Genomic DNA, 14,523 nt, shown 5'->3' with positions numbered 1-14,523 from the left:
GGGTCCACGGCAGCACGGCCGTGGCGCGGACATTGCCCTCACTCATCCGGCCACCCGCGGGCACCGGGGGGCGGGGGGCGGGCGCGGGGGGGGGGCGCGCGCGGCGCCGCGGCCGGGGGGGGGGGGGGGGGGCGCCGCCCCCCGGGCGGGCCGCGCCCCCCCCGTGCCCGCGGGTGGCCGGATGAGTGAGGGCAATGTCCGCGCCACGGCCGTGCTGCCGTGGACCCAGCGGGAACTGCTGCGCCTGATGGATGTACGGCCGGAGGGTGAGGGGCGCTATCTCGCCCCGGCGCACGGTCCGACGGAACGCAATGTGGTCGAGGCGGGCCAGCTGCTCGGCGCCGCGGTGGTCGCCGCGGCCAAGGAGGTACCGCACCAGCGGGTGACGTCGGTCTCGATGATCTTCTCGCGGATCGCCGAACACGAAGCGCCGCTGAGCATCTCGGTCGAGACGCTGCGCACCGGACGTACCTTCACCACCGCGCAGGTGCGGGTGTATCAGCACGAGAAGCTCTGTGCCGCGGGCACTGTGCTGCTCGACGCCGGTGCGCCCGATCTGGTGCGGACGACCGAGGAGCCGCCGCGGGTGCCCCCGCCCGAGAGGCTGCGCTCGCTCGCGATTCCGGGCGCCGAGGTGGCGGGCCGCGACATGCGCGTGGTCGACGACGCCTACGACCCGGATCCGGATCGGATCGGGCCGCCCGAGCTGTTCGTATGGACTCGGTTCCGGGACGCGCCCGGCCCGGAGCATCTGCACGCGGCATTGCTGAGCCAGTCGACCACGCACTGGACCGTCGCGGCGGCGCTGCGCCCGCACGCCGGGTTCGGCGAGGCCATGGCACACCGGTCGATCTCGACCGGAATCACCATGGCCACCATTACCTTTCACGATGAAGCAGACGTGTCGCAGTGGCTGCTGTACGCCACCCGCGCGACGTATACCGGCCGAGGGCAGGCGCACAGCGAGGGGCGGATACACACCGAGGACGGCCGGTTGGTCGCCTCCTACACCGTGCACGCGATGGTGCGCGGCTTACCGTCCAACGGCCGTGCGTCCGGTCCCCTGCTCTGACCCGAGGAGACAGCCGTGCAACCGTCAGGTTATGTCGAGTGGCCCGATTACCGTGTCGATGTGCGGCGGGTCCGCAATTTGATTCGCGTGACGTTCGGCGCGGACGTGCTCGCGGAGACGACGGCGGGACTGCTGGTCGCGGAGCAGGATCACGGGATCGCGTTCTACGTGCCGGAGGCGGACGTGCGCTTCGATCTGCTCGTACCCGTGCCGCTGACCAGCCGCTGCCCGTTCAAGGGCACCGCGCGGTACTGGCGTCCGGCCGAGCATCCGGATCCGGTGGCGTGGGAGTACCCCGAGCCGTACGCGGAGGTCGCGCTGCTGCGCGGGCATATCGCCTTCTATCAGGACCGCGCTCGTGTCGAGGTGGGCGTGGCCGTGCCCGCGGTCAGTGCGCCGTATGCGAAGAATCGCTGACGGCGTCGGATCGCCGCCGTTCGAGCCGGTCCAGGTGCCGCTCGACCCAGTCGAACGTTTCGGCGTGGCCGCCGGTCACGTCGAGCGACTCCTCGATCATCAGTAGCCGCGACATCCCGGCCGCCATTACCGCGAACACCGCCGGCGGGTAGGCGTCGGTATCGATCCGATACTCCTGCAACAGCTTTCGCAGCGCGGTGATCTCGGCTTCGCGGAATCGCTGCGAGTACTCGGTCAGCGCGGTCCGGATCACCTTGCGGTGGTTGGCCATGGCGGCGAACTCCATGACGAGCTGGGCGGCGCCGGGCTTGGTGCCGAACTGCCACAGCGCGCGCAGCGGTTCGGGCCCCGCCAGCGCCTCCGCCTGGCGGCGTAAGCCCTCTTCGGCGCGGCGCTGGAACACCGCCAGCAGCAGGTCGTCCATCGTGCGGAAGTAGTAGTGCACCAGTTGGTACTTGAGGCCCGCCTTGCGGGCCACGCTGCGCGAGGTGACCGCGGCGTACCCTTCCTCGAGCATCAGCTCTTCCACGGCATCCATCAGCACCGCGCGGTTCTTGGCGTCGGGCGCACCGATCCTCCTCGGCGATGCCATGTCGACAACCTCCCTAACTCGCCCCCCAACGACAACGTCACCACGAACGGCCTCACCGCGGCCCGCCGCAATGCTAATCACCCGACCAGATCCAATCGTTACCACACCCGAGCGTACGGTCCGCAGCTACCAGGGTCGCATCCGATTGGAAGTACTGTCCCGGCCCACCCCCTGAGTGGCGGGCAGTCAGCGCGGGGGCGCGGCCGAACAGCGCCAGGATCGTGGCAATCACAGGCAACGCCGTGCACGCCGCGATAGATGAAAAGTACACGCTCCCAGGGCCGTTCAGTGCACAGCCCGATCGATCGGGCGATCGGTAGAGCCTGGGCGGTGAGGACAATCCGGCACCGGACATGGCCTAGCAGTGCTGCTCACGTCCGGCTTGCGCCGCTAGAGGGAACTGTTCAAGGGTGCGGAGCAAGCGCGCGGCGACCTCCACATTCGACCTAGCCCCCGTAGAGGCGAATAAAGTCCTGAGCCGGGTCGACAGCAGGCACCGTGTGGCTCGACGAACCCCCGTCGACGTTGGTCTCCTCGACGTAATGAGTCGGTTCGGCAGGCAGATGCCGCCAACGAGCGCGCGGATCATCAACCTGCTCCGAGTGACTGTCCGATGACATCCCTCCCCCTTCCAAACCGTTTCACCACATCCTACCCGGGTTAAAACTTCCGGTACGGAACGCTGGGTGGGTCAGGGGAGTTCTACCTTGCTGGCGAGCCAGTGGTTGTCGACCTTTTCCATGGTCATGAGGATGCGGTTGCGGTCTATTCGGGGTTGGGGGTTGGTGACGTTGGTTATTTCGGCGTCTACGAAAAGCATTATTACGGCTTGGGTTTCGGAGGCTGATTGGATGCTGGCGGCTACTACGCGGCCCTTGCTGACCGACTTGGCTTGCAGGAGCATGGGTTTGAGTTGGTCGGCGGACTTGCTGTACATGTCCTTGAACTCGCCGGTGGCGCCGTTCAGGACGGTGGCGATGTCGGGGTCGAGATGGGACGAGTCGATGCTGGTCAGGGCGACCGCGTAGTTCTGGGCGGCGGTCAGGGCGGCGCGGGCGGCGTCGGTGCGGTCGTTACGGTTGTCGAGCTTCCAGCCGAAGACCACCGCGAAGACCACCGCCACCACCAGCAGCGCGACGAGCGCCGCGGTCAGCGGGCGCGGCAGCCATCGGCGCCACGAACCGTCGCGGTCCCCGTCCGCCTCGGCCACGCCCGACCCCGACGCTCCGGCCGGAGACGACTCCGAGACACTCGCCGCCTCTTCCGGAGCGTCCTCACTCACAGCGTCGGATGTCGTTGCGGCGGCGTCCTTTTCCGCCGTCACCACGGATGTTCTGTCCATTGTTCTCTCCCATCGTCACGTTCTCGGGCGCCCCCGGGCTGTGGTGCGTCACCCTCCCGGCACGTACGGGCCGCCGTCGGCGTGCGGAACGGTGTAGGGACCGGTGGGCGTCGGATCCGCGCGCTGCAGCGGGTCCACGCCGGGGGCAATGGTGGCGGTGTTGTCGCCCGGCGGCCGGGGCGCGTTGGCGGCGCCGCGGGGCAGGATCGACGGATCGGGATTGGTGCAACGCGCGTGCAGGAACGGTTCCGGATAGTCGGGCACCGATCCCGGATCACGGGGCAGGTCGTAGTCGCAGGAGTAGGCCGGGTAGGGGCTCACGATGGCCCACACCGCGCCGTCGTGCATCGCAGAATGGATCGCGTCGAGCGTCGAACCCGTGCGCTGCTGCGGCCAGAAGAATTCCTGGAGCGCCGGAATGTGCAGATACGCCATCTGCGCCGTCGTGGTCAGGTTGCCCAGCAGCTGCACCATGGTCGGCGAGTTGTCGGCGATGACATTGTCCACTCCCGCAAGAAGATTCGGCGCGTTGTCGACCAACGTCCCGTAACCGCCCGCCATCGACCCGACGCCCGCCATCGTCTGCGACAGATTCCCCGCGGTCGCCTGCAGCCCCGGCGCCACGTCACCGAGCGTGGTGAGCACCGCCTTGCTGTTGTGCAGCAGCGAAACCGTCTGCGGCAGCACGGAATCCAGGGTCGAGAGCAGGAACATCCCGCCGTCGACGATGGCGGCCAGCTTCTCGGGCGCGGCCTCACCCCCGCCCAATTCGCGGACGATGCCTTCGATCTTGGCCGGATCGATCTGCGTCAGGGTGCCGCTCATACTGCCGAGCACGGTGGCCATGGTGACCGGTATCGCCGTGTGGTCCTGGGTGACCACATCGCCGTCGGACAGATACGGCCCGCTCTCCGCCGCGGGCAGGAAATCCAGGAACTGTTCACCCGCCGCCGACAGCGACGAGACCCGGACATCCCCGCCTACCGGAATGTGCACGCCGGAGTTGATGGCGGCGACCGCCACCACCTTGTCGCCGTCCACATCGACGGTCCGCACCCGACCCACCCGCACCCCGCGCAGCGTCACGTCCTGATCGGGCAGCAGCCCGCCGGACTGCGCCAGCTCCACCCGCACCCGGTACTGCGACCGGAGCGGGTTGATCTGCAAGGAGCCCAGCAGCAGATAGCCGATGCCGAGCGCGAGGACGAGCAGCAGTCCGAGCCCGGAGGTCAGCAAGCGGTGCCGCGCCAGCAGCCGCGCCGAGTACACCAGCACCCGCGCCGGCGGCTCCAGCACCACATTTCGTACAGCAGCTGTGTTCATCGGCCCGGCTCGACTCTGTCCTTCAGACGGTTGAGGGTGTACGCCAGCGACCCGATGAAATTCGTCCAGTCCGTCGCGTCCGGCGGCCGGCCACCGGAATCGGCGGGGCTGCCCGGATCGGGTACCGCCCCGACCGCCAGCTTGGCGATATCGACGTTCACGTGAGCGGACGCCGCGTTGGTCACCTTCATGATCAGCGGAACGTTCGAGATCAGCGCGTCGAGGTTCGCACCGGGCGCAGTGGCCGCGATATTCAAATTCTCGGCCAGCTTGTTCACCGACTGGATCAGGCTGCGGTCGTTGGCGCCCTGCATCGACGGGAACTTGGCGAGCTGATCGGTGATCCGGTTGACCTGACCGATGAGATCGACGATGTTCTGGGTGTTGTCGCCGATGACTTGCAGCGCCGGACCGGCGGCGGCCATCGCGTCGGTCACATCCGTGCGCTGCCCCGCCAGCGACGCGCTCAGATCGCCTGTGCTCGCGAGGATTTCGCGGATCCGGTCGGAGCGGGTCGCGAGATTGTTCACCAGATCCCGGGTCTCCCGGATCAGGGTGGCCAGGCGGTCGCCGCGCCCGCCCACCGCCTCGCCGAGACTGTTCGCCAGGCTCGTCACGTTCTCGATGGCGCCGCCGTTGACCAGCAGCGCGGCCCGGGTGAGCACCTCCTCGATGGTGGCCGCCGCGGAGGTCGCCTGCAGCGGAATGCTCGCGCCGTCAGCGAGATTCGGCGCACCTAGGTCGGGATGGACCGGGGGTGTCAGCGCGACGAACACGTCGCCCATCGGTGTGGCCGAACGCAATTCGGCGGTGGTCCCCGCGGGCAATTGCACACCGGATTGGATGCGCATCGACACCACTGCCGTGTAGTCCTTCGCCTGCATCGATTCCACCTGACCGACGTCGGCGCCGTTGAGCCGGACCTTCGCCTTGGTCGGCAGGTTGAGCGCGTTGGCGAACGTGGCCGTCAGCGAATAGCCCTCGACACCCGGCGCGGGCAGCGGAAGTTTGTCCAGGCTCACCGAACAGCCGGTGGCCGACACGGTCACCACCGCGGCGATACCGAGCAGCCAGCGCCGTGAACCACGGTGTCCCGGAGCGAATTTCATCCTCATACTCTCGCCATTCCTGCTATTTCGGCGGTGCTCCCGCGATCACGGAGAGCATTTGGCCGATACCGAAATCCGGACCCATGTCGCGCGCGGTTCCGGTCGCGCAGCCGAGTTCCCGCAGCCCCAGCAGATTGCACACCGACTTGAGCATCTGGCCGTCCAGCAGGAACCTGTCGAGCCCGACCGTGCCGCGCAACGCGTGGAGGTTCGGGTCGATCGCGTTGTAGGCGTTGTCGGTCACCAGCGGGAAGACGTCGAGGAATTCGGCGAGATTGGTGTCGTAGTCCGCCAACGACTTCGTCATGGTGTTCGCATTCCCCGCCAGATTTTGCAGACTGCCGCGGTTGCGCTCCATCAGATCGGCCATCTGGGTGACGATCTGATTGAGCTTCGCCCCGGTGTCCCCTGTGCCCAGATTCTGTTCCGCCAGAATGTCACTGAGCGTCCGGACGCCGGAACCGAAATCGCGCAGCGCCTGGTCGTTGCGCGAGGCGGCCGCGGTGAGGGCGTCGAGATTCTGGACGACCTTGGTCACGGCGGCGCGGGTCGCCTCCCCGTTGTCCGGGCCGAGTTGCAGCGCTCGCGCCAATTCGCTCATCGCGTCGCGCAGGTTGTTGCCGTTACCGGCGGCGATCTGCGATCCGATGTCGAGCAGACCGGCGACCGGGCCCTGCCCGTTGTCGTTGGTGCCCAGCGAGTTCGACAATTTGTCGGCCATCGCCAGCAGGCTGTCGAATTCGACCGGCGTCCGGGTGCGATCGATACTCAGCACGGCGTGATCGGCCAGCACCGGACCGCTGCGATAGACGGGGGTGAATTCGATGTGCCGATCGGTCAGCACGGAATCGGAGACGGTGACCGCCTGGGCGTCGGCCGGGATCTGCACCCACTTGTCGACGTCCATGGTCACGTCCACGTGGCCGCCGCGCGGCTGAATTCCGGTGACCTTGCCGATCCGCATGCCCAGGACCGAGACGGGATTGCCGACGTACAGGCCGTTCGCGTTGGCGAATTGCGCGGTCACCGTGATCGACCTATCGGTCAGCCCGCCGATCGGGCCGCTCGAGCAACCCGCCAGCACCGCGCCGAGCAATGCCACGGCCGCCAGCTTCAGCCCTCGAATCGCCGTACTCATTTGCAGTCCTGGAAGTAGGTCGGCTGGTTCACGCGCTGCGCGTAGCCGCTCAGCGCGCACATGAAGGAATCGATGAACGCGCCGTCGGGCCCGTTGCCCACCAATTCCTGACCGGTACCGGTGGCATTGGCGAACAGCCGCCACGGCACCGGCAGGATCTGCAGAATGTTGCGAAGCAAATCGTCATGACCGGCGATCATTCCGGTCATCTGCGCCAGATTGTCGAGCAGCTGCTGGATTTCGGGCTGGTCGTCCACCGCGATCGGCTGCAACTGCTGCACCAGGGTGGTCGCGGCGTTGAGCAATCCCGTGATGGCCTGCTGCCGGGAAACCAACTCCTGCAGCACGTTCCGGCCCTGGGTGATCATCCCGGCCAATTCCGCCTGCTGGTCGCGCAGCAAGGTGGTCACCTGGTCGGTGCTGGTGAGCAGCTGCCCCAGCTGCGCGCGCCGGTCGCCGATCACCGTCGCCAGCGTCCGCATGTTCTGCAGGGTGTCGGGCACCAGCGCCGGGGTGCCGCGCAGCTGATCGGTCAGCGCGCTCATCGTCTGCGCGACCCGGTCGGCGTCGATGCTGGAGAAGGTGGTGGTGGCGTTCTGCAGCGCCGTCTCCAGGTCGTAGGGCACCTCGGTGCGCGCGAGCGCGATGGTGTTGCCGGGCAGGCGGCCCGAGCCCGAGGGCCGCAGTTCCACATAGCGCGAACCCAGCAGCGTGGTCAGTTTGATCGCCGCCCCGGAGTCGGCGCCCAGCGGCAGCCCGCGCTGCAGTTTCATGGTGACCACCACATGATCACCCGCCAGCCGGGTCCCGGTGACGGTGCCGACCTGGATGCCCGCGAGCGTGACGCCGTCACCGGCGCCGAGGCCCGCCGCCTGGGCGAAGTTCGCCCGGTAGGTCTCCTGACCGAGATGCAGCGAATTGACGAACACGGTGACCGCCACGACCATCGCGAGCACGGCCACCGCGACCAGCCCGATCCGCAGCTTGCTGTACTCCTCGAGCGGCCGGCCACGCCGCCGCGGGCCCCTCCGGAACAGTTGTCTCACCATCGCCACCTACCTACAGATCCCGGAGTTCTCGACCTTGCCGCTGGGGGTGACCTGCCCGAGGATCGCCGACATCAGCGGATCGATGCCGGGGATCATGCTGACCTTCACGTCACAGACGTACGCGTCGAGGAAGGCGCCGTTGTTGGTGATCCGGGCCAGTCCTTTCAGCAGGTACGGCAGGTTGAATCCCACGTACGCGAACTTGTCCTTGCCCGTCACGAAGTGCTGGGCGAAACCCGGTTCGCGATCGACGAACTGGTTCAGCGCCGGGCTCGCTCCGCGCACTACGGCCGCGGCCCGGCCCAGCGTGCCGGAGATGGCCTCCATCTGCCCGAACAGCACGTCTCGATGCTGCGCCAGGCCGTCGAAGATCCGGCGGGTCTGCTGCAGCACGGTGCGCAGCTCGCCGCTCTGCCGCGACAGGTCACCGAGCACGGCGCTGAGATTGTCGATCACCTGCCCGAGGATCTGGTCCGGCCCCGCGAATGCCTCTGCGAGCGAGGCAGTTTCGGCGATCAGCGTCGTGATGGCGCCGTCGTCGCCCTGCAGCGCGCGGACCACCGCCGCGCTGATGTTGTCGACCTGCTGCGGATCGAGCACGCTGAACAGCGGCTCGAAACCGTTGAGCAGCCGGGAGATATCGAACGAGGGCTCGGTGTGCTCGACGGGGATCTGCCCGCCGGGCCGCAGCGCCTGCGGATCGCCGAAGTCCCGCAACGACAATCCGACATAGCGCTGCCCGATGAGATTCTGGTACGTGACCGACGCCGCGGTATTCCCGTACAGTTTCTGGCCCCGCTGCACCTCGAAGGTCACCTTCGCGCGGACGCCGTCGAGGTCGACGGCCCGCACCCGGCCCACCCGCACCCCGGCCATCCGGACGTCGTCGCCCGCGTGCAGCCCCGACACGTCGGTGAAGACCGCCGAGTACGTCTCGGTCTCACCACTTACGCTGCGCGACAACGTGACATACATCGTCCAGGTCAACCCGACCGAGACCACCAGGAACAAGATCAGGATCAGCAACGGTTTGCGGTAGCTCATCGCGGCTCTCCTGCCGGTGCGGGCGCGGGTGTCAGCTTGACGTCGTTACCTCGTAGCAGCGGACCGAACAGGATGTCGGCCGCGGCGTTGGGCGCCCCGCCGAGGATCGAGGCGATCTGCTCCTGCTCCTGGCGGCTGCCGATGGCGCCGACATTGCCTCCGACCAGCGCGGGACTGCTCGCGGGGGCCGCGTTGGGCCCGATGATGGTGGGCCCGCCGGGCGGGCCGGTCCGGCAGCTCGGTCCCTCGAGGTCGCCGTAGCGTGGGCAGTCGGCCCGCGTGTACTGCCGGTGCGGCGTGAGTTCGAGAATGATCTTGGCGTTCATGTTCTGATCCGCGGTGTCCCACAGCTTGATGAAGTCGTAGGACATCTGGCTCTGCGAGACCGCCATCTGCGTGAAGTTCGGGCTGCCGTCGGCGATCGTGCCGAGTGCCGGGCCGAGCTTGCCGGTGATGCCGGTGAGGGTGCCGGTGTTGTTCTCCAGCGCCGTCGCCACCGTCCCGGTGGTAGCCAGCCCGCCGGTCAGCAGGTTCGCCAGCTGGTCGCGGCGCTCGGCCACCGCGCGCAGCGGCGTCACCGCGCTGTGCACCGCGCCGAGCAGTTCCGGCGCCGAGGACCGCAGCCCGTTCAGTGCCTGCGTGAGCGCGTCCAGGGTGGAGCCGGTGCCGTCGGGGGCCATCGCGTCGTTGAGCGCCTGGGAGATCCGGGTCAGCTCCGCACCCGCCCGGACCGCTTCGCTGCCGTGCCCGGCGGTCGCGCGTTCCACGACGGCCAGGATGCCCAGCGCCGGATCCGAGCCGGAACGTCCTGCGGCAGCGGCGATTCGGCTGAGCGCCGTCAGCGAGGTCTGCAGCCGGACGGTCTCCTGGCTGCGGTCCTCCGGGATGCGCGCCCCGGGCGTGAGGGGCGCGCCCTTGCCGTTGTACACCAGCTGGATCGACGGCACCGCGAAGACGTTGCTCGGCACGACGCGGGCGGTCACCGTGGCCGGAATCCCCGACAGGTGACCGGGTTTCATATCGATGTGCACGTGGTTGGGGCCGCCGTCGGTGGACGGCGTCACCTCGGTGACCTGACCGACCAGGACGCCCTGATACTTCACATCCGACTTCGCGGGCAGGCCGTCACCCACGTTGACCAGTTCGGCGGTTACGCGGATGGTCTCCCGGAAAGCGCCCTGGGACCGGGCGATCATCAGACCGCCCACCGCGGCGAGCACCACCAGGAAGGCGAGGCCGCGCAGCAACAGCTGCCAGTTCGGCAGTACCTTGCCGTCGGATTCGAACGCAATCGACATCTGTTGCTACCCACTGATTCTCGCGCCGGCGTCGAAGCCCCACAGGGTCATCGTCATCAGCAGATTCACGAAGATCATCACGGTGATGCTGGCGCGCATCGCGCGGCCCGCCGCCACCCCCACGCCCTGGGGGCCGCCGGAGGCGTAGAAACCGAAATAGCACTGGATCGTCGTGGTGAGGATGACGAAAACGATGGCTTTCGACAGGGAATAGATGATGTCCGTGCTGCTGAGCACGAGACGGAAATAATGCTCGTAGGTGCCCGGCGACTGCCCTCCCGACAATCCGACCACGATTTCCACGGCGAGGTAACTGAATGCCAGGCAGGCCAGGTACAGCGGGACCATCGCCACGATCGAGGCCAGCATCCGGGTGGTGACCAGATACGGGATCGGGCGTATGGCGATGGAGTCGAGCGCGTCGATCTCCTCGGAGATGCGCATGGAGCCCAGCTGCGCGGTGAATCGGCAGCCCGCCTGCGCGGCGAAGGCGATCGAGGCCATGATGGGCGCCAGCTCGCGGGTCGCCGCGGTGGAGGCGATCATGCCGGTCGCGGGGGCCATACCCAGCAGTTTCAGCGCGCTGAAACCCTCGATGCCGACGATCGCACCGGCCGCCGCGCCGAGCACCAGAATGACCTGCCCCGTACCGCCGCCGACGACGATGGAACCGTTGCCCCACGTCACATTCGACAGCATCTTCAGGAATTCGGCGCGATAGTTCCGCAGCACCACCGGAATTCCGCCGAGCACCCGGAGGAAAAAGGTGGCCATATGTCCGATCCGCATGATCGGAGCGGACATCGAAGCCCCGGCGACGAGGATCGGCCGCACCCCTGGCGGATAGTATCGCGAGGCCATCAGAGCGTCGTCCTCGGAAAGAGAATGGTGTACAGCTCGGTGAAGCCGGCATTCACCAGCATGAGCAGGATGATGGAGGCGACGACGGCGGCATTGACGGAGTTGGCGACACCGCCCGGCCCGCCCTTGGTGGTCAGCCCCTTCTCACACGAGACGATGGTGACGATGACGCCGAATACCACGGCCTTCACCATGGCCAGGTACAGATCACCGACCCGGGCGAAGGACGAGAACGTGGCGAGATAACTGCCCGGCGTGCCGTCCTGGATGTAGACGTTGAACAGGTACCCGGCCAGGAATCCGACGAAGGCGCTCAGGCCCGTCAGCCCGAGTGCGACGACGACGCCCGCGGCCAGGCGCGGCACCACCAGTGCGCGCAGCGCGGAGACGCCCATGACCTCCATGGCGTCGATCTCCTCGCGGATCTTGCGGGCGCCCAGGTCCGAGCAGATCGCCGACCCCACGGCCGCTGCCAGCAGGATGGCCGTCACCAGCGGCGCGGCCTGCCGGATCACCGCCAGGCCACCGGCGGCGCCGGCCAGCGACGTCGCGCCGACCTGACCGGCGAGCAGCCCGAACTGGATCGACATCGTCGCGCTGATCGGCAGCGCCACGGCGATGGTGGGCACGTACGCCGTCTTCGCCATGAACACGGCCTGCTGCACGAATTCGCGGAACGGGAACTGCCCGCGGGCGATATCGACGAACAGGTACTGAATGGCCCGTACGGCCAGAACGAACTGTCCCCCAACGGTTTCCAGCGAGGCGCCGGGATGGCGGCGCAGATACCCGCCCACCCACTGCCTGACCTCCCGGGCCGCCGACCGATCGGCGATCCGGTCCGGCGCGACCGACGGCGCGGCCATCACGAGCCCGCTTCCCGCGCGGCACGGTCCTCAGCGTCGGTCATCGTTTCCTCCCTGATGCCCGATGGGCTGTGGTGTTCCGACCAGGAGATGCGCCGGCCACGCCCGATGCTGTGCACTCGCACAGCATGATGGCCGCGCATCTGTGTAGCATCTGAGGCCGAGGGGGTCAAGAGAACCCGTGACATCGCGCCTCCTCATAGCTTCGGAAAGTTTCATTCTCGCTATCGGAGAATGATACATTCGTCACACGAGGACTGTAGCAACATTCCGACCACGGCAACACCCTCGGCGAACGGCCGCCGGGCCGCCCGGCCGACGCCTCGGCAAAGTCCCACAGGGCCGATTCGATACTTGCTTCCGGAAGCGATCAGAGAGTGTCGTTCTCTCCCATGAAATTTGGATTCTTTCTCACGAGTATGGGCCCCCGCTTCTGCTCCGGTGTGCAGAATGGGAGCGAGGAGGCCGGCGCCTCCGGAGTGGAGCACCCAGGTGAGCGACGAGACGGCGACCGACACCGAACGCAGACAGCCGGTCTTCCACTTCGACCGGCACACCCCGCACTACCGGGAGCAGTTCGCCGACATCACCCGGCGCATGCAGCAGTCCTGCCCGATCGCCTGGTCGGACACCTACGGCGGGCACTGGGTGGCGGCGGGCAACCGGACGGTCTTCGAACTCGCGCGCTGCCCGCACGTGTCCAACGATCACGATCCCGACGGCGCCCGCCGCGGCTATCAGGGCATTACGATCCCCCGGCCGGATCGCGGGCAGCACATGCGGGCGGGCATCCTGGAAATGGATCCGCCCGAGCAGCGTGAACTGCGGGCGGTCCTCAATCCCTACCTCTCCCCCGCCGCCGTCCAGCGCTGGGTGCCGCTCGTGGACGAGGTGGTGCGGGCCTGCCTGGACGAGCGCATCGAGGGCGGGCGCATCGACTTCGTCGACGATCTCGCCAACGTCGTGCCCGCGGTGCTCACCCTCGCGATGCTGGGCATCCCGCTGCGGAAATGGACCGTCTACAACGAACCGGCGCACGCGTCGGTGTACACGCCGCCCGATTCACCGGACAACGCCCGGGTCGCCGAGATGAACCAGGCGATGAACGCGGACCTGCTCGCCAATTACCTGGAGATCAAGCAGCAACCGCGGCCGGGCCTGATCCACGCGGTGGGCCGGGCGCGACTGCTCGGCGCCCCCATTTCGGACATGGACGCGCTGGGCATGCTCGGCCTGATCATCGGCGGCGGGTTCGATACCACCACCGCGCTCACCGCCCATGCGCTCGAATGGCTGTCCGAGCATGCCGATCAACGCGAAACCCTCAGCCGCGAACGCGATCTCATGCTGAACTCGGCGACCGAGGAGTTCCTGCGCTACTACACCCCCGCGCCTGGCGACGGCCGCACCTTCGCAGCGGACTGCGCGGTCGCGGGGGCCCGGTTCAAGGAGGGCGAGCGGCTGTGGCTGTCGTGGGCGATGGCCAACCGGGACCCGGAGGTGTTCGCCGACCCCGACCGCGTGGATCTGGAGCGAAAAGGCAACCGGCACTACAGCTTCGGTCTCGGCATCCACCGGTGCATCGGGTCCAATGTGGCCCGGACGGTGTTCAAGCGAATGCTGCTGGCGGTGCTGGACCGGATGCCGGACTACCGCTGCGACGCGGAGACGACCGTGCACTACGAGACCATCGGCGTCATTCAGGGCATGCGGAACCTGCCCGCCACCTTCACCCCCGGGCCGCGGCTGGGCGCCGGTCTCGACGAGACCCTGGAGAAACTGCAGCAGGTGTGCGACGAACAGCGGCTGGCCGAACCGGTCACCGTCCGCAAGGGCGCGGCCGAGATATGAGTGGCCTCACGAGCGCTCGACACGGGCGGCGCGCAGACAGAACGCGGTGATGCGCTCGACGTCCGGCTGTGCGGGCTCGACCTGCCGCCACAGGAACTCCGCCAGCTTGCCGATGGTCGCGTGACCGGCCAGGGACGCGTCGAATTCGGGGTCCGCACTGCCCAATTCGGCGAACGGCTCGTGCAGCAGGTGGGCCAGGCGGACCCCGGCCGTCCCGGCGCCCGAGGCGACGCCCTGGCTCGCACCGCTGCCGTTCCACAGCACCGCGCGGGTGGTGGCCGCGATGTCGGCGCCCGCCTGCACCATGATCGCCGACGCCCACGCGCGGACCTTGTCCTCGGCGGTCGCGGCCTTGCTCATGCGGTGCGCGACATAGCCGTAGAGGCGTTCGGTCCCGTCCTCGAGCAGCGCCACCACCAGTGCGTCCTTGGACCGGAAGTGCCGGTAGAAGGCGTCGTTGGACAGCCCGGCCGCGGCCACGATGTCGGCCACCCGAGGCGGCGCCGCGGCGCCGCCGGGCCGCCTCAAACCCCGGGCGGCATCGAGCAAGCGGCGTACCTC

The 14,523-nt window shown here is 68.0% G+C and carries 14 protein-coding genes; 3 read left to right on the top strand and 11 right to left on the bottom strand.

Features of this window, described 5'->3' with window-relative positions:
• Both QH470_RS00565 and QH470_RS00560 read left to right on the top strand, forming a co-directional pair.
• On the top strand, positions 1 to 1,072 hold a 1,072-nt coding region (locus QH470_RS00565; protein WP_280270244.1), incomplete at its 5' end, for an acyl-CoA thioesterase.
• 15 nt (positions 1,073 to 1,087) lie between these two features.
• A complete protein-coding gene (locus QH470_RS00560; RefSeq protein ID WP_280270243.1) occupies positions 1,088 to 1,489 on the top strand; it encodes a DUF427 domain-containing protein in 402 nt (133 codons plus the stop codon).
• On the opposite strand, the gene QH470_RS00555 is transcribed toward QH470_RS00560, so the two are convergent.
• The 10 genes from QH470_RS00555 to QH470_RS00510 all read right to left on the bottom strand — a co-directional run bounded on the left by QH470_RS00555 (position 1,461) and on the right by QH470_RS00510 (position 12,111).
• On the bottom strand, positions 1,461 to 2,081 hold the full coding sequence (locus tag QH470_RS00555) for a TetR/AcrR family transcriptional regulator (RefSeq protein WP_280270242.1): 621 nt from the start codon (positions 2,079 to 2,081) through the stop codon (positions 1,461 to 1,463). The genes QH470_RS00560 and QH470_RS00555 overlap by 29 nt on opposite strands.
• Before the next feature lie 691 nt (positions 2,082 to 2,772).
• Positions 2,773 to 3,423 carry a hypothetical protein gene (locus tag QH470_RS00550; protein ID WP_280270241.1) on the bottom strand — a complete coding sequence of 217 codons (651 nt, stop codon included), beginning with the start codon at positions 3,421 to 3,423 and terminating at the stop codon, positions 2,773 to 2,775.
• 48 nt (positions 3,424 to 3,471) lie between these two features.
• Entirely contained in the window at positions 3,472 to 4,746 is a 1,275-nt protein-coding gene (locus QH470_RS00545; RefSeq protein WP_280270240.1) for an MlaD family protein, read from the bottom strand.
• Positions 4,743 to 5,855: an MCE family protein gene (locus QH470_RS00540; protein WP_280270239.1), complete on the bottom strand. Its 1,113-nt coding sequence runs from the start codon at positions 5,853 to 5,855 to the stop codon at positions 4,743 to 4,745. Before QH470_RS00540 ends, QH470_RS00545 begins: the two co-directional genes overlap by 4 nt.
• Positions 5,856 to 5,877: 22 nt before the next feature.
• Positions 5,878 to 6,993, bottom strand: coding sequence for an MlaD family protein (locus QH470_RS00535; RefSeq protein WP_280270238.1), 1,116 nt, complete (start codon positions 6,991 to 6,993; stop codon positions 5,878 to 5,880).
• Positions 6,990 to 8,042, bottom strand: a complete 1,053-nt coding sequence (locus QH470_RS00530; protein WP_280270237.1) for an MCE family protein — start codon at positions 8,040 to 8,042, stop codon at positions 6,990 to 6,992. The genes QH470_RS00535 and QH470_RS00530 overlap by 4 nt, the downstream gene beginning before the upstream one ends.
• A gap of 6 nt (positions 8,043 to 8,048) precedes the next feature.
• Positions 8,049 to 9,086, bottom strand: a complete 1,038-nt coding sequence (locus QH470_RS00525) for an MCE family protein (protein WP_280270236.1) — start codon at positions 9,084 to 9,086, stop codon at positions 8,049 to 8,051.
• On the bottom strand, positions 9,083 to 10,384 hold the full coding sequence (locus tag QH470_RS00520; protein WP_280270235.1) for an MlaD family protein: 1,302 nt from the start codon (positions 10,382 to 10,384) through the stop codon (positions 9,083 to 9,085). Before QH470_RS00520 ends, QH470_RS00525 begins: the two co-directional genes overlap by 4 nt.
• 6 nt (positions 10,385 to 10,390) lie before the next feature.
• Entirely contained in the window at positions 10,391 to 11,245 is an 855-nt protein-coding gene (locus tag QH470_RS00515; protein ID WP_280270234.1) for an ABC transporter permease, read from the bottom strand.
• Positions 11,245 to 12,111: an MlaE family ABC transporter permease gene (locus QH470_RS00510; protein ID WP_280270233.1), complete on the bottom strand. Its 867-nt coding sequence runs from the start codon at positions 12,109 to 12,111 to the stop codon at positions 11,245 to 11,247. The genes QH470_RS00515 and QH470_RS00510 overlap by 1 nt, the downstream gene beginning before the upstream one ends.
• Before the next feature lie 450 nt (positions 12,112 to 12,561).
• On the opposite strand from QH470_RS00510, the gene QH470_RS00505 reads away from it, so the two are divergent.
• On the top strand, positions 12,562 to 13,962 hold the full coding sequence (locus tag QH470_RS00505; protein ID WP_425302567.1) for a cytochrome P450: 1,401 nt from the start codon (positions 12,562 to 12,564) through the stop codon (positions 13,960 to 13,962).
• A 6-nt stretch (positions 13,963 to 13,968) separates the two neighbouring features.
• On the opposite strand, the gene QH470_RS00500 is transcribed toward QH470_RS00505, so the two are convergent.
• Positions 13,969 to 14,523 (bottom strand): TetR/AcrR family transcriptional regulator (locus QH470_RS00500; protein ID WP_280270231.1); only part of this gene is annotated, 555 nt, incomplete at its 5' end.

It is taken from the genome of Nocardia wallacei (genome assembly GCF_029868745.1).
GTDB lineage: Bacteria > Actinomycetota > Actinomycetes > Mycobacteriales > Mycobacteriaceae > Nocardia > Nocardia wallacei_B.
Note: the sequence above shows the minus strand (reverse complement) of the source record. Positions and strands in the feature narration are given on the sequence as shown.

What these genes read in the sequence shown, in the direction of transcription:
- QH470_RS00550 (WP_280270241.1), bottom strand. Translation starts at nt 3,423, where the DNA reads ATGGACAGAACATCCGTGGTGACGGCGGAAAAGGACGCCGCCGCAACG.
- QH470_RS00530 (WP_280270237.1), bottom strand. Translation starts at nt 8,042, where the DNA reads ATGGTGAGACAACTGTTCCGGAGGGGCCCGCGGCGGCGTGGCCGGCCG.
- QH470_RS00520 (WP_280270235.1), bottom strand. Translation starts at nt 10,384, where the DNA reads ATGTCGATTGCGTTCGAATCCGACGGCAAGGTACTGCCGAACTGGCAG.
- QH470_RS00535 (WP_280270238.1), bottom strand. Translation starts at nt 6,993, where the DNA reads ATGAGTACGGCGATTCGAGGGCTGAAGCTGGCGGCCGTGGCATTGCTC.
- QH470_RS00545 (WP_280270240.1), bottom strand. Translation starts at nt 4,746, where the DNA reads ATGAACACAGCTGCTGTACGAAATGTGGTGCTGGAGCCGCCGGCGCGG.
- QH470_RS00525 (WP_280270236.1), bottom strand. Translation starts at nt 9,086, where the DNA reads ATGAGCTACCGCAAACCGTTGCTGATCCTGATCTTGTTCCTGGTGGTC.
- QH470_RS00505 (WP_425302567.1), top strand. Translation starts at nt 12,562, where the DNA reads ATGGGAGCGAGGAGGCCGGCGCCTCCGGAGTGGAGCACCCAGGTGAGC.
- QH470_RS00515 (WP_280270234.1), bottom strand. Translation starts at nt 11,245, where the DNA reads ATGGCCTCGCGATACTATCCGCCAGGGGTGCGGCCGATCCTCGTCGCC.
- QH470_RS00510 (WP_280270233.1), bottom strand. Translation starts at nt 12,111, where the DNA reads ATGGCCGCGCCGTCGGTCGCGCCGGACCGGATCGCCGATCGGTCGGCG.
- QH470_RS00555 (WP_280270242.1), bottom strand. Translation starts at nt 2,081, where the DNA reads ATGGCATCGCCGAGGAGGATCGGTGCGCCCGACGCCAAGAACCGCGCG.
- QH470_RS00540 (WP_280270239.1), bottom strand. Translation starts at nt 5,855, where the DNA reads ATGAAATTCGCTCCGGGACACCGTGGTTCACGGCGCTGGCTGCTCGGT.